The organism is Streptomyces sp. NPDC111656 (assembly GCF_055656965.1).
In genome coordinates this window covers 418,851-444,715 of record NZ_JBVKCA010000003.1, presented here as the reverse complement: position 1 = coordinate 444,715, position 25,865 = coordinate 418,851, and the positions used below count along the sequence as shown (strand labels likewise).

Here is a 25,865-nt window from a genome sequence, read left to right as displayed (position 1 = left end):
CGAGGAGCGGCATGACAGACGAACCGAACCGTTCGACGACGACCGATGCCACGACCGACTTCACGCACGGCATCACCGACGCCGTCGTCGACAGCCTGCGCGGCACGGCCGATCCGCGTCTGCGTGAACTGCTCGGCGCGCTCACCCGTCATCTGCACGACTTCGTGCGCGAGACGGAGCCGACGATGGCGGAATGGGAACGCGCGATCGGATTCCTGACCGCGACCGGGCAACAGTGCACCGACACCCGTCAGGAGTTCATCCTGCTGTCGGACGTGCTCGGTGTCTCCATGCTCGTGGAGACGCTGGGCGGTCACCGCGACCCGGGTGCCACCGAGTCGACGGTCCTGGGCCCGTTCCACCTGACCAGATCGCCGATCCGCGCACTCGGCGCGAACATCGACCTGGTGGGCAGGGGCGAGCCGTGCGTGGTCAGCGGCCGGGTACTGGGCAAGGGCGGCACGCCGCTGCCGGGCGCGGTCCTCGACGTGTGGCAGGCCGACTCCGAGGGCTACTACGACGTACAGCAGCCGGACGTCCAGCCGGCCGGCAACGGCCGGGGACTGTTCACGGCCGACGCCGAGGGCCGCTTCTGGTTCCGCACCTGCGTACCGAGCCCGTACCCGATCCCCACCGACGGCCCGGTCGGCGAGCTGCTGCGCGCCACGGCCCGGCACCCCTACCGCCCCGCCCACATCCACTTCATCGCCTCGGCCGAGGGCCACGCCCCGGTCACCACGCACATCTTCGTCGCGGGCAGCGACTACCTGGACTCCGACGCGGTGTTCGCGGTCAAGAAGAGCCTGGTACAGGACTTCACGGAGACCGACGACCCGTCCCTGGCACGGGAGTTCGGCGTCCCGAACCCCTTCCGCCACGCCCGCTTCGACCTCGTACTCGAACCGGAATGAGCACCATGACCGACAGGAACACCCCGCTCGACTTCTCGTACGAGACCCAGCCCGCGCGGATCGTCTTCCGGCCCGGCGCCGCCGTCTCCGCGACCCCCGACGAGGCCGCCAGGCTCGGGCTGCGCAGAGTGCTGGTGGTCTGCGGCAGCAGGGGAGAGGGCACGGCACGCGCGGTCGCGGACGCCCTGGGCGAGGCCTGCGCGGGGCTGCACGCCGAGGCCCGGATGCACGTACCCGTCGAGGTCGCCGACCGGGCCGTCGAGGCGGCGCGCGCGGCCGGCGCCGACGGGTGTGTCGCGGTCGGCGGCGGCTCGGCGATCGGCCTGGGCAAGGCGATCGCGCTGCGCACCGGCCTGCCCCTGATCGCCGTGCCCTCCACCTACTCCGGCTCCGAGATGACCCCGGTCTGGGGACTCACCGAGCACGGCGCCAAGCGCACCGGACGCGACCCCGCCGTCCAGCCCCGCAGCGTCGTCTACGACCCCGAACTCACCCTCTCGCTCCCCGTCCCCCTCACCGTCACCAGCGGCGTCAACGCGCTGGCCCACGCCGTCGAGGCCCTCTACGCGCCCGACGCCTCGCCTCTCGTCTCGCTCATGGCCGAGGAGGGCGTACGGGCGATGACGCAGGCCCTACCGCTGGTGGCCGCAACCCCCGGCGACCTCGACGCGCGCGGTCGGGCCCTGTACGGCGCCTGGCTCTGCGGCGCCTGTCTGGGCGCCACCACCATGGGCCTGCACCACAAGCTGTGCCACGTGCTCGGCGGGACCTTCGGCCTGCCGCACGCCGAGACGCACACGGTGGTCCTCCCGTACGCCCTCGCCTACAACGCGCCCGCCGCACCCCGGGCTGTCACCGCCCTCGCGCGCGCTCTGGGCGGCGTCGACGACGTCCCCCATGACCTGTGGGCCCTGGCCGCAAGCCTCGGCGCCCCCCGGAGCCTCGCCGAACTCGGCCTCAAGGAGACCGATCTGGCGGTGGCCGCCGAGCAGACCGCCGGGCAGCCGTACCCGAACCCGCGCGGGGTCACCGTGGACGGTGTACTGGCGCTGCTGACGGCGGCGTACGAGGGCAGGGAGCCGAGCGTCGACGCGTAGCCACGGGGCCGTACGGCCCGCGCGGACCCCTCCCCCTGGGGCAGACCGCGCCCGCCGGGCTATCCTGACCGCCGAACCGGACACGGGGTGCCCCGCACGAGGGCTGAGATCACACCCGTCGAACCTGAACCAGTTAGGACTGGCGGAGGGATGTCTCATGTCGTTGCCGTATGCCCGTAACGCTCGCGGCGAGGTGGCCGTCGGAGGCCCACAGGGCGTGTTCGACGGGCGGATGCCCACCGCCCCGGGGGATCTGCACGTCGAGGCGCGCGGAATCGCCCCGGTCCCGGAGGACCACCGCTACGGCGGCCCCGGCCGCCTGTTCACCGTGTGGTTCGCCCCCAACCTGACCATGACCGGCGTGTTCACCGGCACCGTCGGCATCGCGCTCGGCCTGGACTTCTCCACCGCGCTCGCCGCCGTCGTGCTGGGCACCCTCCTGGGGGCGGTCCCGACCGCGTACCTCGGCACCTGGGGGAGCCAGACCGGCGCCGGACAGCTGCCGCTCGCCCGCCTCGCGTTCGGTCGGGCCGTGGTCGTCCCCGGCGCCCTGCAGTGGCTGTCGTCCATCGCCTGGGACGCGCTGATCGGCCTCTTCGGCGGGGACGCGCTGGCCCAGCTGTGCGGCTGGCCGTTCTGGCTGGGCGTGCTCGTCATGATGGCGGCGCAGGGGGCGCTCGGCGTCCTCGGCTACGAGGTGATCCACCGGCTCCAGACCGTGATGACCTTCGCTCTCGCCGCCGCGTTCGTGGCCCTGACCGTGAAGCTCCTGAGCGGCGCCCACACCACCCCCGCCGCCACCGCGCACGGCGCCGACCGGGCCGGGGCCTTCGTCCTGACCTGCACGATCGCGCTCAGCCTCGCGCTGTCGTGGGCGCCGTACGCGAGCGACTTCAGCCGCTATCTGCCGCGTACGGCGTCCCGCCCGCGGATGTTCTGGTACACCCTGGCCGGCATCGGCGTGTCCTTCGTGGCCGTCCAGGCCCTCGGACTGTGGGGCGCGGCCGTCTTCACCGACCAGACGGCCCGCGGCGTCGACACCCTGCTCGGCGGCGGCGCCCTCGGCGCGTTCGGCCTGCTCGCCGTGGCGCTCGCCGCGCTGAGCAGCAACGCCATGAACGACTACAGCGGCTCGCTCGCCCTGCAGACCATGGGCGTACGGCTGCCGCGCCCGGCCGCCGCCGCGCTGGCCGCCGTCCTCGGCTTCCCGCTCGTGCTGTGGATGCACGCCGCCGACACCACGGCCCGCTTCCAGAACGTCCTGCTGTTCGTCGGCTACTGGATTCCCGGGTTCGTCGCGATCGTCGCCGTCGACTGGCTCGCCCGGGCCAGGGCCCGCGGCGGCGCACCCGTCGACCTGGCCGCCGAGAGCGCCCGCCCGTATCCGTGGTGGCCCGCGCTCGTGGCGTTCGCCGCCGCTTTCGCCGCCGCGGTGCCGTTCATGAGCACCAGCCTGTACGTCGGCCCGGTCGCGCACGCCCTGCACGGCGCCGACACCGCCTACGGCGTGGCGTTCCTCGCGGCCCTGCTGGTCTACGCCCCGCTGCGCCTGCGCCGCTGACCCCGCCCCCTCTCACCCCCTTCGTACGGAGTGACACCCACCATGCCCGCGAACACACCGACCACCCCGCCCCGTGTCCTGACCATCGCCGGATCGGACTCCGGGGGCGGCGCCGGCATCCAGGCCGACCTGAAGACCATGCTCGCGCTGGGCGCGCACGGGATGAGCGTGCTCACCGCCGTCACCGCGCAGAACTCCCTCGGCGTACAGGGAGCCTGGGAGCTTCCCGCCGAGGCGGTGCGCGCGCAGTACCGCAGCGTCGTGGACGACATCGGTGTGCAGTCCGTGAAGACCGGCATGCTCGCCTCGCCCCTGCTCGTCGAGACCGTCGCCGAACTGCTCTCGGACGTCGGCGCGCCCGTGGTGGTGGACCCGGTGAGCGTCTCCAAGCACGGCGACCGGCTGCTGGCGGACGACGCGCTGGACGCCGTACGGACCGCCCTGCTGCCGCTGGCGACGGTGGCCACCCCGAATCTCGACGAGACCGCCGAGCTGACCGGGATCAAGGCCACCGGCGAGCGTGACATGTGCCGGGCCGCGGAACAGCTGCTGTCGTACGGGCCCCGCTGGGTCCTGGTGAAGGGCGGCCACCTGCCCGGCGAGGCCGTCGACCTGCTGACCGACGGCACCGAACAACACTGGTTCCGGGCCCCGCGCCACGACAACCGTCATACGCACGGCACCGGTTGCACCCTCGCCTCGGCCATCGCGGTGGGGCTGGCGCAGGGGCGGGCGGTGCCGGAGGCGGTGCGGCTGGCGAAGGAGTACGTCACCGGCGCGATCGCCGCGGGATTCGCCCTGGGCGAGGGCCTCGGGCCGGTCGACCACGGCTGGCGGACGCGCGCCTGAACGCCGCGGATCCGTCGGCATGGCGGACGAGGCCGTCGTCCGCGTCGCCCGAAGGGGAACCGGCACGTCAGCCGGTCGGCGTGATCGTTGTCTTCAGGAAGTCCGCCAAGGCCGTGGTGGGTCGGCCGAGCAGGCGGCCCAGCGTGGGGTCGACCGGCGTGAACTGTCCCTGCCGGCTCGCGGCGAACAGGCCGAGGAGCAGGTCGGCGCCGGCCTCGGGCAGACCGCGGGCGAGCAGGCTCGCGCGGTAGTCGGCGTCGGAGACGACCACCCGGCGGATTTCGCGGCCCGTGAGCCGCGTGGCGATCGCCGCGATGTCGGCCAGGTCGAGCGCCTCGGGGCCGGTGAGCGCCGGTGTCGTCCCGTCGAGACCCTCGCCGGTGAGCGCGAGCGCCGCCGCCTCGGCGAGGTCGGCGTGGGTCGTCCAGACGACCGGTCCGTCCTTCGGCGCGGCCAGTTCGCCCGTCTCGAGCGCGTGGCCCAGCAGCATCGCGGCTGAGGAGGCGTAGAAGCCGTTGCGCAGTGAGGTGAAGGCGACCCCGGACTCCCGGAGGGCCGCCTCGGTCGCGGCGTGGTCGCGCATCGGAGCGAAGGGCGAGGACGGGTTCGAGCCCATGTGGCTGGTGTAGAGGATGCGCTTGGCTCCGGCAGCCGCCGCGGCCTCGACGGCGGTGCGGTGGTGGTGCACGGCGTCCGCGCCGGTGCTGTCCGTCGACACGACGAGGACCTGCCGGGCGCCCTCGAAGGCGTCCGCGAGGCTCGCGGGGTCGCCGAAGTCGCCCTGGCGGACGCGCACGCCCCGGTCTTCGAGCGCTCGTGCCTTCTCCGGGTCGCGCACACTGACGCCGATCCGCTCGGCGGGGACGCGCTCCAGCAGCCGCTCGGTGACGAGCCGACCGAGTCCGCCGTTGGCTCCGGTGATGATGATCATGACAACCTCATCTCTGTTTCCATCGATAACGCAATGACCGTATCACTGGAAATTCTCATCGGTAACAGGATTCTGTTATCGTCGGAATCATGGAGAGTGAGGACGTCACCGCGGCGGACGGGCATCGTGAACGCATCGTCGCGGCCGCTGCCCGGCTGCTGGCCGAAGGCGGGCCGGACGCGGTCTCGACCCGGGCGGTGAGCGCCGCGGCGGGCGTACAGCCGCCGACCATCTACCGGCTCTTCGGTGACAAAGAGGGCCTGCTCGACGCGGTCGTCGCCGACGGCTTCACCGCGTACCTGACCAGCAAGACCGCCCGGAAGCCCACCGATGACCCGGTCGAGGACCTTTGCGCCGGCTGGGATCTGCACGTGGGCCTCGGCCTCGCCAACCCGGCGCTGTACACCCTGATGTACGGCCGATACCGCCCCGGTGCGCCCTCGCCCGCTGCGCTCGCCGCCTTCGAGGTCCTCGCCGAACACATCCGGCGTATCGCCGAGGCGGGCCGGCTGCGCGTCCCCGAGGGCCGTGCCGCGGACCTCGTCCACGCGGCCGGCTGCGGTACGACGCTCACGCTCATCGCCACCCCCGAAGGCCGCCGGGACCCGGAGCTGTCCCGCACCGCCCGCGAGGCGGTCATCGCGGCGATCGCCACGGACGCCCCTGTCGCGCCCGCACCCGGGCCCGTCGCGGCCGCCGTCACCCTGCGGGCCGTACTCCCGCAGACCGACGCCCTGACGGCGCCGGAGCGCGGCCTCATGGAGGAGTGGCTCAACCGAATCGCCGATCCGGGCTGAGAGTGACCCGGCCTGAGGGTGACCCGGGCTGAGGGTGGTTCGACCTGAGGGTGGCTCGGTCGCGTGGGGTCGAACGCCCCCGTGCCTACGCGGAATCGGGTACGACGGCCCACCGCATCCGAGTATGCGTACTCATGATCGGTTTCCTTGCATCGCGCAGGCTGGTCCCACAAGCCGTCCAGAGGGAGCCATCGTGCGTATGACAAGCCGAGTTCACCGACCGTCGTCCGCGATCGGCAGAGGCCCGGCGCGGTCCGCCCTGGGCCTCGCGCTGGCCTGCGTGACCCTCGCGATGCTGACCGGTTGCTCCGCCGAGGACGCGAGCTGCGGCGGTGGCGAGTACCCGGTCATGACGGTGGGCGGCACCGGCAGCGCCTGCGTGTCCAACGGCGACGAGCCGCCGAAGGGGTACGTCCGCTATCCCGAAGGGAAGGTCCCGCAGCACGTCGGCGACAAGTGGGACACCTACTGGAGCACCCACACCATCGACGAGAACGGCAAGATCATCAAGGCGCCCGACGCCGGGGTGTGACCGCCGGCTGCGCGAGTGACGAGTGGCCGTGCGCTGGAAATCGAACACGTGCTTGAATTCGGGTATGACGTACCCACACTTCCAGGGCCGGGATGCAGGCCGGGACCGGAGAGGCGAGGCTGGATCCATGTCCGAACCGTTGCCTGTCATCGTGGCTCCGCCGAGTGACACCGGTGGCCGCCGAGTCCGAGTGCACGGCGAGAACCTCGGGTTGGCCTACAACCTGCAGGACCTGTCCGAATTCCTGCGACGCGCGGGTCTCGACGTGGACCCCGTGACCGCGGCGGTGTCCCCCCTCATCGACTGGCGCGGTGTGGGCCCGGAGTACTGGGGGCCCGAGACCCGCGGATGAGGGCGCCCCTGTGGCCGTCCCCTGTGGCCGCGCCGCGCGGACGGCCGCTCGTGCAACCGTCGTACGTCAGTCCGGCGGCGCTCAGCGGTGCCGTTGATCGTGCGTCTTGTCGTGCCCATCGGTGACCGGCACGACGGGAGCGTGACCGACCCTCGCGCCACCCCCGGAGACGGGATCCACCACCGTCGCGTCGGAGCGGCGGCGGTGGACCAAGGAGTCGGCCGGGGGCTTCTTCGCGGCCACCGCCGCCCTCGTGGTCGTGCAGGCCCTGCTCTTCGAACCCGTCAGCCGGTTGCTTCCCGACCACGGGCACCGTGTCACCGCCCTGACGGGAATCATGGTCGCGACGCTCGCCCACCCACTCGCCACCCGTTGGCTCAAACGCCTGCCCTCGTCGGCTCCGCCGAAGTGACGTCCGGGTAACCGTATCCTCGGGGCGCCTTCGAGGAAGACGTGCTGGGTGGGGCCGATTCGGTGCTGATCGGTCGGTCGGAGCGGCGCTCGATCGCGGGTACCTACCGGGCTCAGGTCCCGTGAGGCAGTCACCGTGCAGCTGCCGCGCTGCCGTGGGGTGGCCTTGCCGTACGCGCTGTACGCGTCGTACGCGCCCTATGCGCCGCACTCCCAACACCGCTTCCTCGCGCGCGCCCCACGTCCGGTCGGCCGCGCGAGGAGCCGTCGCCCAACTCCGCCTCCGTATCCGTTGGTTGGCCCTTCATCATTCATCACTCAGACACCCCCTGACGCATGCGTTGTCGACGAGAGGGGGAATGGTGATCTGGGCATGCCAACTCGACCGGGTGTGCCCGGCCCACCCCCACATCGCGGTCGATCAGGAGGACGCAGTGAAGAGAAGCTCGCGCATCCGCAAGGTCTCGCTCATCCTCGGCAGTGCGGTCGCCCTGGTCGTCGCCTTCCCCGGCAGCGCCCTCGCCGCCCCGCCCACGGCCCTGCCCGCCAACGCGGACGGACTGGAGCAGACGTTCCAGCCGGCCTTCGACTACGACACGGACGGCTGCTACCCCACCCCCGCCATCGGCCCCGACGGGACGATCAACCCCGGCCTCAATCCGTCCGGCGCCCTCAACGGCCAGTGCCACGACGCCTCGGACCTCGACAACACCAACGGCTACTCGCGCGAGAAGTGCAACAACGGCTGGTGCGCCATCATGTACGGCCTGTACTTCGAGAAGGACCAGGCCGTGCTCGGCAGCAGCCTCGGCGGGCACCGCAACGACTGGGAACACGTCGTGGTGTGGGTGCAGAACAACGAGGCCCAGTACGTCTCCACCTCCGCCCACGGCAACTTCAACATCTACGGCCGTGACCAGATCCGTTGGGACGGAACCCACCCCAAGGTCGTCTACCACAAGGACGGTCTGAGCACCCACTGCTTCCGGCCCGCGAACTCGAACGACGAACCGCCGGAGAACCACTACCACGCCTGGCAGTTCCCCGACCTGGTCGGCTGGAACGGCTACCCCGCCGGTCTGCGCGACAAGCTGAGCGCCTACAACTTCGGCAGTGCCGTCTTCGGCCTCAAGGACGGCAACTTCAACTACCACCTGGAGAAGGCGAAGCCGGCCGGCATCCCGTTCGACCCCAATGCATGATGCTCCGTCAAATGGCGCGGCAGTCAGATGAATTGGCGGTGTCATTGACAGCTCTCGACGCGTGATCGTGGCGTACATCACCCGGGCGGGGGTGGAAACGTGAAGCAGGGCTTCCCGTCTTCATGGCATGCTCACATCTAGTTACTCGCTGGTAATCGCATGCCACCCCCACCCCCCCCAGGACTGATCTTGCGCATCCGCAAGCGGCCCTCGCGCGCCCTCGTGCCCGCGCTCGCCGCCTCCGCCCTCCTCCTCGCCGCCGGCTGCTCCGCGGACCCCGGCCAGAGCTCCGCCGCCGCACGGACCCCGGACGCCGGCACATCCGCGACCGCGACCGAGAACAGCGACCAACCGCTCGCCGTCGCCGCCGCCCCCGCGGCGGCCGCCACCTCGACCGCCGTCGCGCGCCCCGGCACGGCCGGCGGGAAGGCTCGCAAGACCTCGCTCAAGGTGAAGTCGTACGACAGCCGCACCCGACGAGCCGTCATATCCGCAGTCAGCAAGGGGACTTCATCGCCGTCGCCGACCGGGAGCGCGACTCCCGCAGGCACCGCGACGCCGGGCCGCACCGCCGTCGGCGACGTCATCGCCAGTGCCCCCGCGCCCGGCGCCCCGGACGGACTTCTCGCCAAGGTCACCAAGGTGATCGGTGAGACGGCCGACGGCACCGAGGTCCAGACCGCGCCGACGACCCTGGACACGCTGCTGGGCGACGACGACGCGAAGGGCACCGTCCCGGTCGACCCGGCCTCCTTCGCCGTCGAGCGGCTGCTGCCCGACGTGAAGGTCTCCTGGGCGAAGACGGGAGACATCCACTCCGGCCCCGAGGGGACGAAGGTCCCGCTGGGCAGCCTGCGGGTCGATGTCGCGACGAAGGTCGCCACGGCCGAGGGGACACCGGCTTCGGCGGACGCCTCCGTGTCCGGCTTCGTCCAGGTCAAGCCCGAGGTGGACTTCTCCTACGGAGGCGGCGCCTCGACCGCCTCGACCGCCTCCAACGGTTCCACCGCTTCCGGGCCGGGTGCGGCCTACCTCGGCGTCTCCGGCGACTGGACCTCGCAGTGGGCGCTCAAGGGGCGCGCCGGCGCCACCGCCAAGCCGGTCCGGCTGCCGTTCGCGAAGCTGCACGCCGACCCGGTCCTCCAGGTCGGCCCCGTCCCCGTCGTCGTGAACCTCGACCTGACCTGCTACTTCGAGATCAGCGGCGACGGCCGGGTCACGGTCGACGTCGAACAGGACATCAAGGGTGACTTCAAGGCGGGCGGCACCTTCGGCACGGCGGCCGGCTGGACACCGGTCAACGAGTCCCACATGGACAGCTCTCCGGTCCGTACGTCCGTCACGACCGCCGGAAGCGTGAAGGCGGCCCTCGGCGCACAGGCCACCGTCGGCCTGTACGGCGCCGTGGGCGTCACCGCCGACCTGGCCCCGTACCTGCGGGGTGAGGCGGCGGGCACGGTCACCGCGACCACCCCGGTCGGCTCCGGCACCAAGTCCGACGTCGCGGCGAGTGGTTCCTGGGCCCTCTACGGCGGCCTCGATCTGAGCGGCACCCTCCAGATCCAGCTGGCCATTTTCGGCACCCCCGTCATCCAGCACGCCATCCCCCTGGGCACACTGCACCGGGAGTGGAAGCTCGCCGACGGCAAGATGTAGGTCCGGCGGACGCGGCTCGCGCCGCGCCGTGACCAGCGCCCCCGCACCCGCCGTACCTCCACGTGTGCGGGGCCGCCCCCTCACGTGCGGTAGGGTTTACCTGCAGGATCACGCGGAACACCGCGGGTGAACGCACCGGGACGTGGCGCAGCTTGGTAGCGCACTTGACTGGGGGTCAAGGGGTCGCAGGTTCAAATCCTGTCGTCCCGACGGTGCGAAGGGTCTTCGCAGGCGAGAGCCTGCGGGGGCCCTTTTCGCGTGGAACGTTCCGGCTTCGGGGTTGAGCATGCCGCACCGGCGTCTGTCACACGAGCCTGCCCGGGCCTGGAGAAGAGGTTGCGTGCGGGTGAGGCGCGGGTGACGGTTGTCGATCCCCGTCCCTACATGACGTATCAGCCCAGATCGAGATCCGTGACGCGGACCGGAGGGTCGTCGTCCGACCTGCGAACGGAGCCGACTGCGAACTGGGTTACGACATCCTCGTGGTCACCGCCGGCGCCGTGACCCGCACCTTCCCCATCCCGGGCTTGCACAGGGCGAGCGATCGGCCTGAAGCACGTGGAGGAGGCGGTGGCCTTCCGCGATCGCCTCATGACGGCATTCGATCAAGCAGCGGCACTGCCGCCAGGCGCCGAACGACGGAGGCTGCTCACCGTCACGTTCGTGGGCGGCGGGTTCTCCGGCGTCGAAGGCCTCGGCGAACTGTTGTCCCTGGCGACCGTGATGCTCAGGTCATATCCGGAGCTGAGCATCGGCGACCTGTCCTTCCACCTGGTCGAGGCTCGCGGCCGCATCCTCCCCGAGGTGGGCGACAAGCCCGGTGCTTGGGTGGTGCGCTCCCTGGAACGCCGCAGCGCACACGTCCACCTGAACACACGACTCCTCACTGGGGCTGGGGCAGGGCGTCTTCCAGTACAAGAGCCTTGTCGCCAAGGGACTTCCCGCCTGGCTGATGCACCGGGGCCATCACGTCCTGGCCGCGCCTTCCTGGGAGCGCAAGATCCGGGTTCTCACGGTCTGGCTCACCGCTGCCGTGTTCGGCCGTGATCTTGTCTCCCTCGCCTCCGTGCAGCACCCCCGGGACGCGTTCGTCACGAGCGCGAATCCGGAGCGTTCCGGCGAGAGCCGGGCGAGTGACAACGCGGCTGCGTGAGCGACAACAGGCGGGCGGCTTCACCGAACGCCGTCGGCTCCCCACGGCGGATGTCACAGATGGACGAGCTGTCCCGTCCATGGGAGAGGCCGCCGCCACGGAGGACCAGATCATCTGGGCTTCCTGCCCGACTCGGCATCGCGGTGACCGGTCCTCTCAACCCTCTCTGGAGGTACACCATGGACACGAGCAAGGAGGCCGCGCGGGGCCTGAACGACATCGAAGACCTCCTGTACAGGGAGGCGCATCTCGAAGCGGCGCATCGGCGTGTGGCGGATTTCACCGCCCGAACGGCGGGGCTGACCGATGGGCAGAAGAGGGATATCGAGCGGTGGTATCTCGAAGAGCAAACCTACGTCGCCAGCATGGTGACGGATCACATCGCCGCTCGCATCAGCCTGGTGGAAGGGCAACATCACATCCGCTTCGGCCGATGGCTGCGGGGAACGCTGATAGCGATGATCCTGATCACCGTGGCACTGATCACGGTGTGCGTCGCCGTGATCCTGGGGACGTCTGGCTGACCCACCGTGTGCTCAACCTGCTCTACTTGCCCGGCATGCGACGCGACTCGACCCGCCACCGCCGTCCTGCGTTCTGACCCGCGGGACACCGCTCAGGAACGCGGGGCGCGGTAGAGGCCTCGGCCGGTTCGCTGGACGCGGTACGTGCCGACAAGCCGATCGAGCGTGCTGCGGACCGCATTGATGCTCCCGCTGTCGGTGTCACGGCCGAGAGCCGCGGCGACATCGCGGGCCCGCACGTCGCGGTCGCCGACTTCGGCGAAGTACTCCATGATCTGTTCGGTGAGTTTGCCGTACTGCTTCGGCCCGTCCGTGTCTGTGCCGGTACCGGCGGAAACAGGGCGTGCCGTGGTCTTGCCGCTCCTGGCCTTCCGGGCTGTGGGTGCTGCGGAGGGGGTTGCGGCGTCCGCGGATTCGGAGGAAGTGATGGCTGCCTGCGGGGCGGCCGGGGGAGTGGCCTGACCGTGCTTCGCCATCGCGGACGCGGTCGACCCCGTCGACGCTGCGGCAGCCGGGGCACGCAACAGCGACTCAAAGGCGCCGAGGGTCCGCCGCACCGAGCCGAGATGCGCCACGACCGCGGCCAATTCCCTTTCCAGTGCCTCCTTCTGAAGCTCCAGGCGGGCCAGTTCCGCTTGAAGGCCCTCAGCGGTGATCTCGATGTCGTGCGCCGCGTGGGTTACGGAGACCATGTGTTCCTCTCATCCTCGACCTTCGACATCATAGGCAGTAGCCCATGTGGGCCGCGAAAACACCGTGTGTCCGCCCGGCCGGCTCCTCCGACATGAGCCGGCCGGTATTTCTCTGCCGAAACCTGTCACAGGGACGGGCTCACCCCGGTCTATGAAGGGGATGTGATTGGAGCAGTCGTGACCTTCAGTGACCACATGACCCGCGGCGCCCGACCAAGCGGAGGAACGGAGACCGAGGATCATGCATGACGAGCCGTCCCCCACGGGAAGTGACCTTGACGAGGCCGTTTCGGTCTTTGTGCAGCACAGGGCACGTCTCTTTGGTATCGCTTACCGCGTACTAGGCAGCGCGGCCGAGGCCGAGGACGTGGTCCAGGAAGTGTGGCTGCGTTGGCAGAGGACCGAGCGCTCCGTGGTGGTGAGCCCGGTGGCCTTCCTGTCGAGCACCGCGACCCGACTGGCCATCAACGTCGCGCAGTCGGCGCGCGTGCGGCGGGAGACCTACATCGGACCGTGGCTGCCGGAGCCCATCGACACGAGTGCGGACCCGGAGGTGGGCGCGCAGCGCGCCGAGGCCCTGGAACTGGCTCTGCTGCTGGTGTTGGAGAAGCTGAGCCCCACCGAGCGTGCCGCATACATACTGCGCGAGGCGTTCGACTACAGCTATCCGGAGATCGCTCACATGCTTCAGCTCAGTCTCGTCAACGCACGGAAGATCGTGAGCCGTGCTCGCAAGCATCTGTCGGACGAGCAGCGGGAGAGCGTGGACACGGTCGAGCACCGACGCCTTCTGAACGCCTTCGTCTCAGCTGCTCGAACGGGGGACGTGGCGTCACTGGAAGCCCTGCTCACCCCTGATGCCGTCAGTCTGTCGGACGGCAACGGTATCCGGGGCGTCGCTCGCATTCCCGTGCTGGGCCGTGCCCGCGTGGCCCATCTGCTGACCGCGTATCCGCGGTTCTGGGGGAATGTGGGCATCGAGTTCGTCGCTGCCAACGGCCGTATGGGCGCGATGATCCACCGAGATGGCGAGCCCTCCACGTTCATGACCATAGCGGCCGAGAGGGCGGGCATCTACAAGGTGATGTGGGTGTTCAACCCGACAAAGATCGACGCCTTCCTCAACTCACGATCCCGCTCCACAACTGCCCTCAGGCCTGCGCCGAGTGGCGCGTGAGTGCGGCAACCGCGTGGCTCAAGGTTGGTTCCAGGAGCGTAGTTTGTCGGGGTTGAGGACGACCCACACCTGTATGACATGGTGGTCTGCGATGTCGAGGGTGATGACGGCGGCGACCTGACGGCCGTAACGGGCGACCAGGCCGGTACGACCGTTGACGGACTGAGCCGTCAAAGCAGTGCGCGGCCGGTGGGCCAGCAACGTCAGCAGACTGTGCGCGACTCGCCGGCCCCCGTGCACCGGCCTGCTCAACGCCCGCACCTTGCCCCCGCCGTCGAAGAACGCCGTGACGTCCGGACACAACAACGACACCAAATGCCCGGCATCCCCGTCCAGGCAGGCCCGACCCACCGCGCGAACCAGGGCATCGTGCTCCCACGGCGTTACGGGGTCCGAACGCCGCACCCGAAGACTGGCACGGGCCCGCTCGTCCGGCGACAGGCAAGCCAGTGCGTCCAGCAGGACCCGACTCACCTCCGCCCCCACCCCCGCCTCAAATGCGGTGTCATCAGACCGCTCGACCAGCGCGAGCCGGGTCAGGCAACTCCTGCCCGTACTCCTCGCAAGCCAGGACCGGGGCCGGGCGATCTCCCGGCGCGCCGCACCCGACAACCCGTACCACCGGCGGTAGACCTCATCGACCACACACTCCGCCTCGCCGGCACTGCCCAACATCCAGCAAGCCACATCCAGGAGATATCGACGCTCGTCCAGCAACTCCGCGATCGACACCACGTCGGCCTCGTCCATACGTCATCCCTCCTCCCACACCACTCCAGCCAACTGAGCCTTTCGTCGTCTCGACTCATTCCGATTGACCAGGCACACACGGGTCTTGTGACATGGCGCCCCTGTGGATCACGACCTGCAGTGACGCGCTGAACTCGGCGGCGTGTCACACACGCGCGACCGCACGGTCTCCGACGCAACGTGCCGCCCACCTCCTACGGGAGGGTTTCGGCTATCCGTGCGTCCGGATCTCCGAGAGGCCGCACATGAGCGTCGCCCATACGAGGCAGCAGGCGTCACGCGCCCATCAGCGTCTCGGCAGCTCACGTAGGGGGATTCTGATACAGAGCGGTGGAGACGACCTGCATCCGCTCCTTGAGATGCGTGAGTTCTTGGCGCAGCTCGTTGACACGAGTCTCCAGCTCTGCGGCTTCCGCGGCCAGCGATACGACGGCGGCCGCGATGTCGGTTCGGTTCTCGGCGGTGTGAGTCATCGGGTGTCCCTCCGCGGCTCTGGGCGGCGTCTGGCTGCTCCAGCCGGACAGCGGAGACGTCGAGCGTCAGCTTCACCTTCGAGGTCGGTGTGAACGGGGAGTTCGATGTCCTTGATCCGAAGGTGTCCGGCCGTACGGAACCGTGGCCCGCACGTTGGTGATCACGGAGCGGCGATTTCCCCGCGACTCACCATGTCGAGTCGGCTCCTTCACGTACAAATCCCGGACGGGGGTCCATTCCGGCACACTGCGGCCCTGCAGCGGATTCCAAGAACTCTGCTTGAGGGAAATGTTGCCTGTCGTGAACGCAGAAGCCGGGCTCGTGACCCGTGGACGGAGGGAACCGGAGAGAAGAGGTGGCCCCCGCCTGCTGACAGGGGCCACCCGCGGGACTTACTGCTGCTGTGCGAGCCAGTCGGTGAAACGGGTTTCGGCGATGTGCGCGTCGGGGCCCGGCAGAAGCGTGGCCTCCTCCAGCTGGACACCCCAGTACGTCGCGTGCGCGTCCGTGACGACTGCGCGGGGGTCGTTCGTGGCGGCGAGCCCCGTGCGGATGAACTCGTCGAGCTGGAACGCGTCGGGGCCCGCGACCTCCACCACGCCGTTGACCGGAGCGGCGACGGCGGTGCGGCCGACGGCGGCGGCCACGTCGCCGGAGTAGATGGGCTGGATCTTGCCGGGGGAAAGACGCACGGTGTCGCCGTCGGTGGCCGAGTCGGCGATCCCCTTCATGAACTCGAAGAACTGGGTGGCGTGGACGATGGAGTAGGGGGTGCCGGACGCCTTGATCAGCTCCTCCTGGACCTGCTTGGCGCGGAAGTAGCCGCTGTCCTGGAGACGCTCGGTGCCCACCACGGACAGCGCCACGTGATGCTGCACGCCCGCGTCGGTCTCCGCCTTCAGGAGGTTGGCCGTGGAGGTGCGGAAGAAGTCCATGACGGCCTCGTCCTCGAAGGAGGGGGAGTTGGACACGTCGACGACGACCGAGGCGCCCTCCAGGACCTCGGCCAGCCCCTCGCCCGTCAGGGTGTTGACACCGGTGTTGGGCGAGGCTGCGACCGCGTCGTGCCCGTGCTCCTTGAGCTTGCCGACCAGCTGCGAGCCGATGAGCCCGGTTCCACCGATCACTACGACCTTCATGACGGATCCTCTCGGAAGTTTTCCTGGTGCGGCGCGCACCCTGTGACGAGCTGCTCACCGGCACCCGATCAAATTTCGTCTGCATCAGAAGAGACAGGGAAGTGGCTCTCTTTGTGACAGCTGGTTCGGAGGAATCGAGAAGATTCCTCCTATCGGCCCTCAGTGCCCCGGTTGGACTGGGCAGGTCATTCGGCAAGCTTTCCGTCGGTCGAGACTTCCTCCATCAGCGCGGAAATCTCGTCCGGGACGGCCGGAATGCTTTCGCGAGTGATACCCGTCGTCGGGGACCACACGAGATTGACCTGCAGGGCGGGATCCTGTTCGGGATAGTCGCTGCGGTTGTGACAGCCACGCGTCTCACGACGTTCCAACGCCGCCTCGAGCGTGGCTCGGGCCGCCAGGGCGGCGGATTTGAGATCAAAGGTGTGCGCGAGGTCCTGATAGCCGGCGATGTCCGGGTGGACGCCGATGTCCGCCATCCTCTTCTCGATCACCGAGAGCTCCGCCAGCCCGGCGCGCAGGCCCTCTTCGTCGCGTACGACTCCCGCATGCTCGGTCATGGTGTTGCGGATGGCGCGCTGCAGGGCACGGACGTTCTCCGGCCCGTCGGCGGCGAGAAGGTCGTCGATCTCCGCGCGGGCCTCCGCGACGGCGGACGCCGACCGTGGCTGCGCGGTCAGCGACTGAGAGTAGGCGGCCGCCGCCCGGCCCGTGATGCGGCCGAAGACCAGCAGCTCGATGAGACTGTTCCCGCCGAGGCGATTGGCGCCGTGCAGCCCGCTCGACGCCTCACCGATGGCGTACAGGCCACGCACATCGGTGCTGTGGTCCTCGGGACGCACCCACACCCCGCCCATCGAGTAGTGCGCGGTGGGTGCGATCTCGATCGGTTCGCGGGTGATGTCCAGCATCTGCAGGTCCAGAAGCGTCTGGTAGACCCGGGGCAGCCGCGTCATGATCGTCTGCCGTGGCAGGTGCGAGACGTCGAGCCACACGCCTCCCTTGGGCGTGCCGCGCCCTTCCTTGATCTCCGTGTAGGAGGCCAGCGCCACGCGGTCGCGGGTGGACAGCTCCATCCGGACGGGGTCGTAACGGCTCATGAACCGTTCCCCGAGCGCGTTGCGCAGGATCCCGCCCTCACCCCGGGCGGCCTCGCTGACCAGCGTTCCGGCCGCGTTCTCCGGCTCGATGATCCCTGAAGGATGGAACTGCACCAGCTCGGCGTCGCGCAGACGGGCTCCGGCCTCCACCGCCAGGCGGAAGGAGTCGCCCGTGTTCTCGTCGCGCCGCGAGGAGGTACGCCGCCAGATACGCGTATGGCCGCCCGCGGCAAGAATGACCGCGTCCGCGTGGATCAGGTAGCGCTTCCCGGTCGCGAGGTCGAACCCGTAGGCGCCGAAGACAGCGCCGTCGTGTACGAGGAGCCGGGTGATGTAGACGCCGTCGAGCACCGGAATGTCGAGCTGGTCCGCCCGCCTGATCAGCGTGCGCTGGATCTCCAGACCGGTGTAGTCACCGGCGAACGCGGTCCGCCGGAACTTGTGCGCGCCGAAGAAGCGCTGGGAGATCCGGCCGTCCTCTTCCCGGGCGAAGGCCATGCCGTAGCGGTCCAGGTCGTCGATGCCTCGGGTGGCGCCCTGGGTGACGATCTCGACGGTGCGAGGGTCGGCCAGCAGATAGCTCTCCTTGAGAGTGTCGGCGGCGTGCTGCTGCCAGCTGTCCTCGGGATCCATGGTGGCCAGGGCCGCATTGATTCCCCCGGCGGCGAGCGCGGTATGGGCGTCCTCCCTGGGACGCTTGCCGACCGCCAGGACGTCGACGCCGGCCTCGGCCAGCTCGATCGCCGCTCGCAGCCCGGCTCCTCCGGTGCCGATCACCAGCACCATGGTGGCAAGACGTTGTTCGGTGATAGCCACGGTTCACTCCGATCGCCAAGGTTGTCACTCACTACGACCGGGCCGTCGCGGTATCTGTGACACGCCCGGCGCCATCGGGGTGTCACGGCAGGACGCGGTCCAGAGGTAGGTCCGAGTCGCATCGAAACGGTCGCCCATCAGAACGCGCGGCGGCTGTCACAACACCATGGGTCTCTTGGTCATATCTCCAGCCGGAAGACGGCACGCCGCAAGTCGGCTGTGCGCTGATCGGCTCCGTCGGACGAAGGAGGAGAAGATGACGTACGTCATTGCGGGGCCCTGCGTCGACGTCAAGGGCAGGGCCCGTTCCGCTCCGGTGACCGCCTCTGGTCGCTTCATGCGGGCCGGCTTCAGGCTAGGAAGCCAGCGTGATGGTGGTCGGCGTTCCCTGCCGTGCCATCCTCGCGTAGGGGCACAGCGAATCTGCCTTCTCGAGAACCGGAGCGGCGACCTCGGGATCGATGTCCGGCCAGGTGACCACCAGGTCGACATGCAGCACGTAGCCGCCGTCTTCCGGATCCCGCCCGAACGCCACGGTCGCCTCGACGGAGATCGGGGTGGGGTCGAGCGCGGCCTGTCGTGCGAGGAGAGTGACGGCGCCCTGGAAGCAGGCCGCGAAGCTGGCGGCGAACAACTGCTCGGGATTCGTTCCGTGGCCGTCTCCGCCCAGCTCGGCAGGCATGCGCAGGTCGAGATCCAGGACTCCGTCGTCCGAGCGGGCCCTCCCGGAGGCTCGGCCATGAGCCGCTGTCCCACCGCTCACCGTCACCGTCGTGGTGTAGATGGGCGCAAAGGTATCGCCGTCGAAGTCCTTGTCGGTGGACAGACCGGGCAACCGGAACCGGTCGTTCACCGCGCGACTCCGTCAGTGCTCCAGGACACGGACGGGCGGGGAGCAGCAACTGCGGAAAGCGTCATGTCGGTGAGCTACCTTCGCGTCTCAGAGAATCCGAGATTCCGGACAACGAGTTGACCGACAAGGCACTCCTCTTGTGACGTCGGCGGGCAGCCCCGGCGCAGTGCCGATCGCCGAGTTGCCTCAGCTGTCCAGCGAGGCCACGTAGGGTTCCAGTTTCGCCGGATTCATGACCCACATGAGGCGTTCGATGCCGCGCTCCGACACATCGACGCACAGCAGAGCCACGCTGTGTCCATCGGCCGAGACAAGGACGGCCGGCATGCCGTTGGCCTCCACCCAGCGAACGTCCGCCTGAGGCCAGAAGCGTGGGGCGAAGGCGGCGAGGTACTTGGAGACATGAGAACGTCCGACGACCGGAATCCTGGATGCTCCGCGAATCCCTCCGCCGTCGCTGTAGCTGACCACGTCCTCGGTGAGAACGTCCTCGAGGACCGACAGGTTGCCGGTCTGCGCTGCGGAGAGGAACACCTCCAGCAGCCGCCGATGAGCGGCAGGACTCACGGGCTCCTTGCGTTCCGCCGACAGATGTTTCCGGGCACGGCTCACCAACTGGCGCGTATTGGCTTCGCTCGTCTCCAACATGTCCGCGATCTGCTTGTACGGGTAGTCGAAGGCCTCCCGCAGAACGTAGGCAGCCCGTTCCACAGGGTTCAATTTCTCCATGAGGTGAAGAACCGCCAGGTCGAGCGCCTCCGCTCGTTCCGCACCCAGCTGCGGATCCACGCGTGTGTCGACCGGCTCCGGCAGCCACGGCCCGATGTACGACTCACGCCGCTTCGGTGCCGACTGGGCCAGGTTGATCGCCAGACGGGAAGTGACCGTGGCCAGAAACGCGACCGGCTCCACGATGTCGGCACGGTCGGTGTTCTGCCAGCGCAGCCACGCATCCTGGACGATGTCCTCGGCTTCCACGACACTCCCCAGCACGCGGTAGGCGATGCCGAAGAGGTGGGGACGCGCCGCCATGAATTCCCTCGTTGCCTGGTCGAGAGAGTCTGCGTCATCCCGGGCGCGCATAGGTGTCCTCCAGAAGTGCAGCACCATGCTACAAGCTGCCGCAGCGGTGCGCGTCTCCTCCGGACGATCTTGAGCGATGCGAGAGTGGCTGCCGACCTCGGGCGATGGTCACCGCTGTCGCGCGCATCGGCGCCCGAGCCGCCCTGCCAGGACGGCGGGTCGGCCTGCGCGGGCAGCGCGGCGAAGCCGTACTCCGCCCATTCCGCGATCATCTTCGTGCGGGAGGCCGGAGTACGCGGCCCGGTCCGGCATTGCCCTGCCCGCCCCCTTGTTCTCCGACTACATCAACACGATCCCGGCGTCCTCGCAGCCGACCTTCCCCGCCGTGCCGACCGCGGACACGGACGTGTTTCCGGTGCCGGCCGGTGAGAGGCGCGCGGGGTTGACAGCGGGCGTCATGCGAAGGGGGCTCACCGTCGGGCGAGCCACTGGCACGCCGAACAGTGGCACTCCCACGGCGACATGAGCGAGCGCAGCGACGTCGTCGGTCGACACAGGTCGCATCAGCACGGGCGCAACATGCGCGCCCTCGCCGGCGACTCTCGACTCCTAGGACAGCGTTGGACCCGATGTTGTGACACCGCTCGACAACCTCCGTCCGCCGAGCGGTCCTCCCAGGGGTCAAATACGGTCTCTCATGTCACAGATCCGCCGTGCGTCCGGTCATCAGTGGGAAACGGCCATGGGACCTGGATGCGCGAACACGCGTCGGGCCGACGGTAGCCGGTCCCATGGCGTGATGGATGCATGGAGGTGCAACACAGTGTCGAACCAGGACTCAGTGCACGGGACCGGCCGACAGACACCGTCGGAGGGGTGGAAGACGGCGGTGACGATGCTGCAGGACGCCGCACCGATCTCCGTTCCGGAGGGTGCCTCGGCGATGACCCTTCACGTCGAGTGGGAGCCCGGAGACCCGGGAACTCCGCCGCACCGCCACTCGGGGCCGGCGTTCGGGTACGTCATCGAGGGCGCCGTCCGTTTCGAGCTCGAGGGCGAGCCCGAGCGCGTGGTCGAGGCCGGCGGGACGTTCTGGGAACCGGGTGGTGACCCGATCCACTACCAGGACGGCAACGCGCTGGCCGATGCGCGGACCCGGTTCGTCGTGACCATGATGTGCGCGCCGGGTAAGCCCATGCTCGAACTGGTCGATGAGGAGGAACTCGAGAAGCGGGCCCACCTGCGGGCCCCGCGCCCCACCGACTGACCCTTCTTCGCAGCCGCCGCGCTGTGGTTCCCGCCGACCGCCGACCGCCGACCGCCGTCAGCCGTCACCGGCAGTTCGAACTGACCGATGTCGCACGGAGGTTGCCGTACGCGGCCGGCATGGCCGCAATGGCCTGGATGACGAACCTCGGTCACTCCACGACAGCAACGTGTGCCACGGCGGGCGGAACAGTGTCAATTTCAGCATTTCGGAGGCGCGGCAGGAGCCGTTGCGCCACGCTCAGCGGCTGAACAATTCGAAGACGACGGCCGGTTTCCCGCCGAAGCGCGCGCTGTGCTCGCCGGTGCTGCCCGTCAGGAAGCGGCGCGTGTACGTCTCGGGATCCTCGTCGCTCAATGCCTCGATGTACGCACGATGCTGAAGCAGCGACTGCACTGCCTGTTCGAAGCCTCGGTCCGCACGTACCGCGTGGGTGGGGTTCGGGGAGTTGGCGACGGCGACCCATCGCACGCCGTTCCAGGGCCGCAGCTTCTGCTCGGCCAGTTCCGGGAAGATCCAGCGGTTGCCCGCGTCCGCCGCCGCGTCGAGGGCGGCGCGCCCGACGGCCACGTGGTCCGGGGTGTTCCAGACACCCGAACCCCAGGTCGCATGGTGGTTCAGAGTGATCAGCAACTCGGGCCGGTGACGGCGGATGGCAGCGGCGATGTCGCGGCGCAGGGGGATGCCGTACTCGACTGTGCCGTCCCGGTGGTCGAGGAATTCCACCGCGGAGACCCCGACGGCGGCTGCACTGGAGCGCTGCTCCCTTTCCCTCAGCGGTCCCGCCTCGGCCGGTGCCAGCGTGTCGATGCCCGCTTCGCCGCGGGTGGCGAGGACATAGGCGATCTCACGGCCGTCCTGGATCCAGGACGCGACTGCGGCCGAGCACCCGTACTCGAGATCATCAGGATGGGCCACCACGGCCAGTGCACGTTGCCAGTCGGTCGGCATCGGCCGCAGTTGCGCGAGAGACGAATCGGTCACAGCGCCTGCTTTCATGGATTGTTCCCGTGGTCGTGCGAAATCCGCGGCGCAAGAGGTGGTTCCGTCAGCCACCCATGGGCCCGCCGACCCAGCGCCGGCCCGGGTCATCCACCAGCCCGCACAGGACATGTCGGCTTCCCCGACATCACCCGTCGGATGGCGTCCACCAATGGCGTCCCGGGCTGCGGGGTGGCGAAGTCCTGTGCACGGCCCGCCATCGTGGGTGGGTGGCGGGCCGTCTCCGCGCCGTGGGTCGGGGCGCGCGGAGACGGACTGTGCGGCCGGGCGGGGGTCCGTCAGCCGAACTGGCCGGGCTGGTAGTCGCCGGCCGGCTGCTGGACGATGACATTCACACGGTTGTAGGCGTTGATGACGGCGATGAGGGAAACCAGCGCGGCGAGCTGGTCCTCGTCGAAGTGCTTGGCGGCGTTCTCCCACACCTCGTCCGTGACCCCACCGGCCGCGTCGGCGATGCGGGTGCCCTGCTCGGTCAGCTCCAGGGCGGCGCGCTCGGCGTCGGTGAACACCTTGGCCTCCCGCCAGGCCGCGACCAGGTTGAGGCGCTGCGGGGTCTCCCCGGCGTGCGTGGCGTCCTTGGTGTGCATGTCCGTGCAGAAACCGCAGCCGTTGATCTGGCTGGCGCGGATCTTCACCAGCTCCTGGGTCGCGACCGGCAGCGTCGAGTCCGCAATCACCTTGTTGGCAGAGTTGATGTGCTTCAGCACCTTCCCAGCGAGAGGGTGGCCGAAGAAGTTGAGACGCGATTCCACGGTGATCTCCTTGCAGTGTTGTGGATACACAACTATTGACCGGGGTGACCGAAGACGTGTGACAGCGCCTCCATGTGACCTGAGTCTCATCCGTTCGGTCGTGGATACCGTCGTGCCAGGTGAAGCCCGGAAAATGGGTGTCAGCGGCCGCGCCGCCGCGGTGCACATGCCACTCTCGCGGGCGACAGCACACCGTTGTTGTGGTGCGGTGTGCAGGGGCGACGCAACGTCAATAGCTCCGGTCGTGCCAACTCCCCACGACGGACAGCAACTGCAGGCGTGCATGGCGTGCAGACTGGGTTGACCACCCCTCCGGGGAGCGGCGCCTGGTGACGGGTTGTGCTTCCGCGCGCCGAGTGACGTGGGTGTCCGCGCCCTCACGCCACCGCCGTGGGCGCCCGCACACTGCTGTTCATGGAACTGCATCGTTATCGGTTCAGAAGCGTGTGGGACTTCGCTCGACCGCCGGACGAGGTGTTCGCGGTGCTGCGCGTGGTCGACGACTGGCCCCTGTGGTGGCCCGGAGTGCGGCGGGCGCGCCGTGTCGATGAGCAGTCGGGGGCGTTCCTGTTGCGCTCGCTGCTGCCGTTCGACCTCGACCTCACCATCACCGGCGCGTTCGAGGACATGGAGTCGAGGGTGTTGCGCGGGGTGGTCGGCGGCGACCTGGAGGGTGTGTCGGGGTGGAGCGTGCGCCCGCACGGGACCGGCAGCCGGGCCGTCCTCGAGCAGGACATGGTGGCGCGCAAGGCACTCGTCCGCCGGCTCGAGGTGCCGTTTCGCCCGCTGTTCCGCGCCAACCACTATCTCCTGACGTACCGGGGACACCGTGGTCTGCGGGCATGGCTGGACGGCGGTCGGGAGGCTCACCGCGCACGCGAGGAGGAGCGGCGGTCGGGTACCCGTTCCGAGTGAGACCCTCGGCTCACCCGGAACGGGTACCGGCGCGCTCTGCCGACGCGGACGTCGGGATCACGGTGTGAACGGAGCCGTCAGCCCCGGTCCAGGATCGCCGTGAGGGCCTCCCGCAGTGCTGTCTCGGGGTTCGCCGAGGGGCCCTCGGAGCGCCAGGCGACGAATCCGTCGGGGCGGACCAGCACCGCTCCGTCCTCGGTGACGCCGTGCACCTCCGCCCAGTCCGTGTCGCTCGCGGGGGAGAGCTCCGCGTCGGCGCCGCTGCCGATCCGGTACGCGTCGAGCGGGACGGACAGCCGCTGGGCGACGTCCTTCGCCGCGCTGTGCCACTTGTCCGACGAGGTCAGGAGCACCATGGACCGCTCGTACAGGTCGAGGGTGGAGACCCGGGTGCCGGCGCGGTGCAGCCACATGTGCGGTGCCCGGCTGCCGGGCTCGCCGGTCAGGCGCAGGCCGTCGGGGACGATCGGGACCGACTGGTCGGTACCCAGGACCGCGCCACGCGGATAGCGGTAGGCCAGCGCCACGTTGAGGATGCCGCCCTTCTTGCCGCCGGGGCCGGCGGCTCCCGGGGCGGGGATGTACCCGGGGTGGCTGTGCTCGACCGAACGCGACGAGGCACGGGCGCTGGTGGCCTCCGCGACCGGGCGGCGCTCGGCGTCGTAGGACTTCAGCAGTCCGGGGCCCGCCCAGCCGCCCAGCACCGCGGCCAGTTTCCAGGCGAGGTTGTGCGCGTCCTGGATTCCGGTGTTGGAGCCGAACGCACCGGTGGGGGACATCTCGTGGGCCGAGTCGCCGGCCAGGAACACCCTGCCGTCCGAGTAGCGCTCGGCGACCCGCTCGGCGGCGTGCCAGGCGGCCCTGCCGGTGATCTGCACATCGAGATCGGCCACGCCCACGGCGCGTCGGATGTGGTCCGCGCACCGCTCGTCGGTGAACTCCTCAAGGGTTTCGCCCTGTTCGGGGTGCCAGGGCGCGTGGAAGACCCAGTGCTCCTTGTTGTCGACCGGCAGGAGCGCCCCGTCGGCCTCCGGATCGGTCAGGTAGCAGACGATGAAGCGCCGGTCACCGACGACGTCCGCGAGAGCCCGCGAGGTGAACGTGACGCTCACGTTGTGGAACAGGTCGCCAGGTCCGCTCTGCCCGATGGCGAGCCGCTCGCGGATCGGGCTGCGCGGGCCGTCCGCCGCGACCAGGTAGTCCGCCCGGACGGTGCTGTGTTCGCCCGTCTCCCGGCTCTTGAGCTGCGCGGTGATCCCCTGCGCGTCCTGCTCGAACGACAGCATCTCGGTGGAGAAGCGCAGGTCTCCGCCCAGCTCCCGGGCGCTCTTCAGCAGCACCGGCTCCAGGTCGTTCTGGCTGCACAGGCACCACGCACCGGGGCTGAAGCGGGCGAGCCCGCCGCCCGGGTCGATCTCCTTGAACAGCCACTCACCGGCGTCGCCCACCAGCGTCGGCGTCTGCATGATGCCGTGGTTCTCCGCCAGGACCGAAGCGGCCTCCTCGATGCGCCGCTGCACTCCGGCCACCCGGAACAGCTCCATCGTGCGCACGTTGTTGCCGCGCCCACGTGGATGGATCGAGGTACCCGAATGGCGTTCGACCAGCAGGTGCGGCACACCGAGCCGGCCCAGGAACAGCGAGGTGGACAGGCCCACCAGGGAGCCGCCGACGATGAGGACCGGCGTGTGCTGACCGACCTCGCCGGCCTCTTTCAATCGGTTCATTGATTGCCTCCAGCGTCACCCGCGAGGTGAGTCAGGGATGGGATGCCGGCCGCTTTGAACGGCCATCAGTTTCCATGCCCTGTGCGGAGAGGATCGCGCGCTCCGGGCACCCGGATGGCACACAGTTCACTCGTCCGCACCGGCGGGCTCGCGCGCCTCGGGGGTCGCGTCAACGATCGGCACATGGCGACCCCGGTCTTTG

Annotated in this window: 25 protein-coding genes, 1 tRNA gene, 1 pseudogene and 1 riboswitch; of the genes and pseudogenes, 16 read left to right on the top strand and 11 right to left on the bottom strand. The window is 69.5% G+C overall.

Going from position 1 to position 25,865, the window contains the following annotated elements; genetic code table 11:
- Window positions 1-11: 11 nt before the first annotated feature.
- The 4 genes from ACZ7M3_RS12230 to thiD all read left to right on the top strand — a co-directional run bounded on the left by ACZ7M3_RS12230 (window position 12) and on the right by thiD (window position 4,418).
- Window positions 12-911, top strand: a complete 900-nt coding sequence (locus ACZ7M3_RS12230; protein WP_472062779.1) for an intradiol ring-cleavage dioxygenase — start codon at window positions 12-14, stop codon at window positions 909-911.
- A 5-nt stretch (window positions 912-916) separates the two neighbouring features.
- On the top strand, window positions 917-2,008 hold the full coding sequence (locus ACZ7M3_RS12225; protein ID WP_472062778.1) for a maleylacetate reductase: 1,092 nt from the start codon (window positions 917-919) through the stop codon (window positions 2,006-2,008).
- A 73-nt stretch (window positions 2,009-2,081) separates the two neighbouring features.
- Window positions 2,082-2,176, top strand: a riboswitch (TPP riboswitch).
- Window positions 2,166-3,569: a purine-cytosine permease family protein gene (locus tag ACZ7M3_RS12220; protein WP_472062776.1), complete on the top strand. Its 1,404-nt coding sequence runs from the start codon at window positions 2,166-2,168 to the stop codon at window positions 3,567-3,569. (Overlaps the previous riboswitch by 11 nt.)
- A 42-nt stretch (window positions 3,570-3,611) precedes the next feature.
- Entirely contained in the window at window positions 3,612-4,418 is an 807-nt protein-coding gene (thiD, locus tag ACZ7M3_RS12215; protein WP_472062775.1) for a bifunctional hydroxymethylpyrimidine kinase/phosphomethylpyrimidine kinase, read from the top strand.
- Between the two features lie 67 nt (window positions 4,419-4,485).
- Here thiD and ACZ7M3_RS12210 read toward each other — a convergent pair whose 3' ends face one another.
- Window positions 4,486-5,349: an NAD(P)H-binding protein gene (locus ACZ7M3_RS12210; protein ID WP_472062773.1), complete on the bottom strand. Its 864-nt coding sequence runs from the start codon at window positions 5,347-5,349 to the stop codon at window positions 4,486-4,488.
- A gap of 89 nt (window positions 5,350-5,438) precedes the next feature.
- On the opposite strand from ACZ7M3_RS12210, the gene ACZ7M3_RS12205 reads away from it, so the two are divergent.
- From ACZ7M3_RS12205 to ACZ7M3_RS12165, 9 genes and pseudogenes are all read left to right on the top strand, one after another.
- On the top strand, window positions 5,439-6,146 hold the full coding sequence (locus ACZ7M3_RS12205; RefSeq protein WP_472062771.1) for a TetR/AcrR family transcriptional regulator: 708 nt from the start codon (window positions 5,439-5,441) through the stop codon (window positions 6,144-6,146).
- 199 nt (window positions 6,147-6,345) lie between these two features.
- Window positions 6,346-6,678, top strand: coding sequence for an SCO0607 family lipoprotein (locus tag ACZ7M3_RS12200; protein ID WP_472062769.1), 333 nt, complete (start codon window positions 6,346-6,348; stop codon window positions 6,676-6,678).
- Between the two features lie 127 nt (window positions 6,679-6,805).
- Window positions 6,806-7,030 carry a hypothetical protein gene (locus tag ACZ7M3_RS12195; protein WP_261685095.1) on the top strand — a complete coding sequence of 75 codons (225 nt, stop codon included), beginning with the start codon at window positions 6,806-6,808 and terminating at the stop codon, window positions 7,028-7,030.
- A 253-nt stretch (window positions 7,031-7,283) separates the two neighbouring features.
- Window positions 7,284-7,442, top strand: a complete 159-nt coding sequence (locus tag ACZ7M3_RS12190; RefSeq protein WP_472062767.1) for a hypothetical protein — start codon at window positions 7,284-7,286, stop codon at window positions 7,440-7,442.
- A 433-nt stretch (window positions 7,443-7,875) separates the two neighbouring features.
- The gene (locus ACZ7M3_RS12185) at window positions 7,876-8,643 is read left to right on the top strand and encodes an NPP1 family protein (protein ID WP_472062766.1); all 768 of its coding nucleotides are present in this window, start codon (window positions 7,876-7,878) and stop codon (window positions 8,641-8,643) included.
- 195 nt (window positions 8,644-8,838) lie between these two features.
- Window positions 8,839-10,299 carry a hypothetical protein gene (locus ACZ7M3_RS12180; RefSeq protein ID WP_472063116.1) on the top strand — a complete coding sequence of 487 codons (1,461 nt, stop codon included), beginning with the start codon at window positions 8,839-8,841 and terminating at the stop codon, window positions 10,297-10,299.
- A gap of 136 nt (window positions 10,300-10,435) precedes the next feature.
- Window positions 10,436-10,509, top strand: a tRNA-Pro gene (locus ACZ7M3_RS12175).
- Between the two features lie 114 nt (window positions 10,510-10,623).
- A pseudogene (locus tag ACZ7M3_RS12170) lies at window positions 10,624-11,452 on the top strand (NAD(P)/FAD-dependent oxidoreductase).
- 179 nt (window positions 11,453-11,631) lie between these two features.
- Window positions 11,632-11,976: a hypothetical protein gene (locus ACZ7M3_RS12165; RefSeq protein WP_472062764.1), complete on the top strand. Its 345-nt coding sequence runs from the start codon at window positions 11,632-11,634 to the stop codon at window positions 11,974-11,976.
- A gap of 92 nt (window positions 11,977-12,068) precedes the next feature.
- Here ACZ7M3_RS12165 and ACZ7M3_RS12160 read toward each other — a convergent pair whose 3' ends face one another.
- The gene (locus ACZ7M3_RS12160; RefSeq protein ID WP_472062762.1) at window positions 12,069-12,668 is read right to left on the bottom strand and encodes a hypothetical protein; all 600 of its coding nucleotides are present in this window, start codon (window positions 12,666-12,668) and stop codon (window positions 12,069-12,071) included.
- A gap of 241 nt (window positions 12,669-12,909) precedes the next feature.
- Here ACZ7M3_RS12160 and ACZ7M3_RS12155 point away from each other — a divergent pair, with 241 nt between their 5' ends.
- Window positions 12,910-13,845, top strand: coding sequence for a sigma-70 family RNA polymerase sigma factor (locus ACZ7M3_RS12155; protein ID WP_472062760.1), 936 nt, complete (start codon window positions 12,910-12,912; stop codon window positions 13,843-13,845).
- An 18-nt stretch (window positions 13,846-13,863) separates the two neighbouring features.
- Here the strand turns inward: ACZ7M3_RS12155 and ACZ7M3_RS12150 are convergent, their stop codons facing one another.
- From ACZ7M3_RS12150 to ACZ7M3_RS12125, 6 genes are all read right to left on the bottom strand, one after another.
- Window positions 13,864-14,595 carry a sigma-70 family RNA polymerase sigma factor family protein gene (locus ACZ7M3_RS12150; RefSeq protein ID WP_472062758.1) on the bottom strand — a complete coding sequence of 244 codons (732 nt, stop codon included), beginning with the start codon at window positions 14,593-14,595 and terminating at the stop codon, window positions 13,864-13,866.
- A 302-nt stretch (window positions 14,596-14,897) separates the two neighbouring features.
- Window positions 14,898-15,068 (bottom strand): hypothetical protein, encoded by a 171-nt coding sequence (locus ACZ7M3_RS12145; RefSeq protein ID WP_472062756.1) that lies wholly within the window; start codon window positions 15,066-15,068, stop codon window positions 14,898-14,900.
- 393 nt (window positions 15,069-15,461) lie between these two features.
- Complete coding sequence (locus ACZ7M3_RS12140) at window positions 15,462-16,208, bottom strand: SDR family oxidoreductase (RefSeq protein ID WP_452966470.1); 747 nt, start codon at window positions 16,206-16,208, stop codon at window positions 15,462-15,464.
- A gap of 185 nt (window positions 16,209-16,393) precedes the next feature.
- Window positions 16,394-18,094 (bottom strand): FAD-binding protein, encoded by a 1,701-nt coding sequence (locus ACZ7M3_RS12135; protein ID WP_472063114.1) that lies wholly within the window; start codon window positions 18,092-18,094, stop codon window positions 16,394-16,396.
- A gap of 385 nt (window positions 18,095-18,479) precedes the next feature.
- Window positions 18,480-18,977 carry an Ohr family peroxiredoxin gene (locus ACZ7M3_RS12130; RefSeq protein WP_472062754.1) on the bottom strand — a complete coding sequence of 166 codons (498 nt, stop codon included), beginning with the start codon at window positions 18,975-18,977 and terminating at the stop codon, window positions 18,480-18,482.
- Between the two features lie 186 nt (window positions 18,978-19,163).
- Window positions 19,164-20,060 (bottom strand): RNA polymerase sigma-70 factor, encoded by an 897-nt coding sequence (locus ACZ7M3_RS12125; protein ID WP_472063112.1) that lies wholly within the window; start codon window positions 20,058-20,060, stop codon window positions 19,164-19,166.
- 835 nt (window positions 20,061-20,895) lie between these two features.
- Between ACZ7M3_RS12125 and ACZ7M3_RS12120 the strand changes: the two genes are divergently transcribed.
- Entirely contained in the window at window positions 20,896-21,267 is a 372-nt protein-coding gene (locus ACZ7M3_RS12120) for a cupin domain-containing protein (RefSeq protein ID WP_351305504.1), read from the top strand.
- 240 nt (window positions 21,268-21,507) lie between these two features.
- Here ACZ7M3_RS12120 and ACZ7M3_RS12115 read toward each other — a convergent pair whose 3' ends face one another.
- Window positions 21,508-22,266, bottom strand: coding sequence for a PIG-L deacetylase family protein (locus ACZ7M3_RS12115; RefSeq protein WP_472062752.1), 759 nt, complete (start codon window positions 22,264-22,266; stop codon window positions 21,508-21,510).
- Between the two features lie 281 nt (window positions 22,267-22,547).
- Entirely contained in the window at window positions 22,548-23,021 is a 474-nt protein-coding gene (locus ACZ7M3_RS12110) for a carboxymuconolactone decarboxylase family protein (RefSeq protein WP_095857589.1), read from the bottom strand.
- A gap of 414 nt (window positions 23,022-23,435) precedes the next feature.
- Between ACZ7M3_RS12110 and ACZ7M3_RS12105 the strand changes: the two genes are divergently transcribed.
- On the top strand, window positions 23,436-23,936 hold the full coding sequence (locus ACZ7M3_RS12105; protein ID WP_472062750.1) for an SRPBCC family protein: 501 nt from the start codon (window positions 23,436-23,438) through the stop codon (window positions 23,934-23,936).
- Between the two features lie 77 nt (window positions 23,937-24,013).
- On the opposite strand, the gene ACZ7M3_RS12100 is transcribed toward ACZ7M3_RS12105, so the two are convergent.
- Window positions 24,014-25,663, bottom strand: coding sequence for an FAD-dependent oxidoreductase (locus ACZ7M3_RS12100; protein ID WP_472062749.1), 1,650 nt, complete (start codon window positions 25,661-25,663; stop codon window positions 24,014-24,016).
- Between the last annotated feature and the right edge of the window lie 202 nt (window positions 25,664-25,865).

Coding starts and splice junctions, on each gene's coding strand:
- thiD (WP_472062775.1), top strand. CDS start 3,612: ATGCCCGCGAACACACCGACCACCCCGCCCCGTGTCCTGACCATCGCC.
- ACZ7M3_RS12195 (WP_261685095.1), top strand. CDS start 6,806: ATGTCCGAACCGTTGCCTGTCATCGTGGCTCCGCCGAGTGACACCGGT.
- ACZ7M3_RS12100 (WP_472062749.1), bottom strand. CDS start 25,663: ATGAACCGATTGAAAGAGGCCGGCGAGGTCGGTCAGCACACGCCGGTC.
- ACZ7M3_RS12105 (WP_472062750.1), top strand. CDS start 23,436: ATGGAACTGCATCGTTATCGGTTCAGAAGCGTGTGGGACTTCGCTCGA.
- ACZ7M3_RS12115 (WP_472062752.1), bottom strand. CDS start 22,266: ATGAAAGCAGGCGCTGTGACCGATTCGTCTCTCGCGCAACTGCGGCCG.
- ACZ7M3_RS12140 (WP_452966470.1), bottom strand. CDS start 16,208: ATGAAGGTCGTAGTGATCGGTGGAACCGGGCTCATCGGCTCGCAGCTG.
- ACZ7M3_RS12160 (WP_472062762.1), bottom strand. CDS start 12,668: ATGGTCTCCGTAACCCACGCGGCGCACGACATCGAGATCACCGCTGAG.
- ACZ7M3_RS12230 (WP_472062779.1), top strand. CDS start 12: ATGACAGACGAACCGAACCGTTCGACGACGACCGATGCCACGACCGAC.
- ACZ7M3_RS12210 (WP_472062773.1), bottom strand. CDS start 5,349: ATGATCATCATCACCGGAGCCAACGGCGGACTCGGTCGGCTCGTCACC.
- ACZ7M3_RS12150 (WP_472062758.1), bottom strand. CDS start 14,595: ATGGACGAGGCCGACGTGGTGTCGATCGCGGAGTTGCTGGACGAGCGT.
- ACZ7M3_RS12220 (WP_472062776.1), top strand. CDS start 2,166: ATGTCGTTGCCGTATGCCCGTAACGCTCGCGGCGAGGTGGCCGTCGGA.
- ACZ7M3_RS12165 (WP_472062764.1), top strand. CDS start 11,632: ATGGACACGAGCAAGGAGGCCGCGCGGGGCCTGAACGACATCGAAGAC.
- ACZ7M3_RS12135 (WP_472063114.1), bottom strand. CDS start 18,094: ATGGTGCTGGTGATCGGCACCGGAGGAGCCGGGCTGCGAGCGGCGATC.
- ACZ7M3_RS12225 (WP_472062778.1), top strand. CDS start 917: ATGACCGACAGGAACACCCCGCTCGACTTCTCGTACGAGACCCAGCCC.
- ACZ7M3_RS12155 (WP_472062760.1), top strand. CDS start 12,910: ATGCATGACGAGCCGTCCCCCACGGGAAGTGACCTTGACGAGGCCGTT.
- ACZ7M3_RS12120 (WP_351305504.1), top strand. CDS start 20,896: ATGCTGCAGGACGCCGCACCGATCTCCGTTCCGGAGGGTGCCTCGGCG.
- ACZ7M3_RS12125 (WP_472063112.1), bottom strand. CDS start 20,060: ATGCGCGCCCGGGATGACGCAGACTCTCTCGACCAGGCAACGAGGGAA.
- ACZ7M3_RS12145 (WP_472062756.1), bottom strand. CDS start 15,068: ATGACTCACACCGCCGAGAACCGAACCGACATCGCGGCCGCCGTCGTA.
- ACZ7M3_RS12205 (WP_472062771.1), top strand. CDS start 5,439: ATGGAGAGTGAGGACGTCACCGCGGCGGACGGGCATCGTGAACGCATC.
- ACZ7M3_RS12200 (WP_472062769.1), top strand. CDS start 6,346: ATGACAAGCCGAGTTCACCGACCGTCGTCCGCGATCGGCAGAGGCCCG.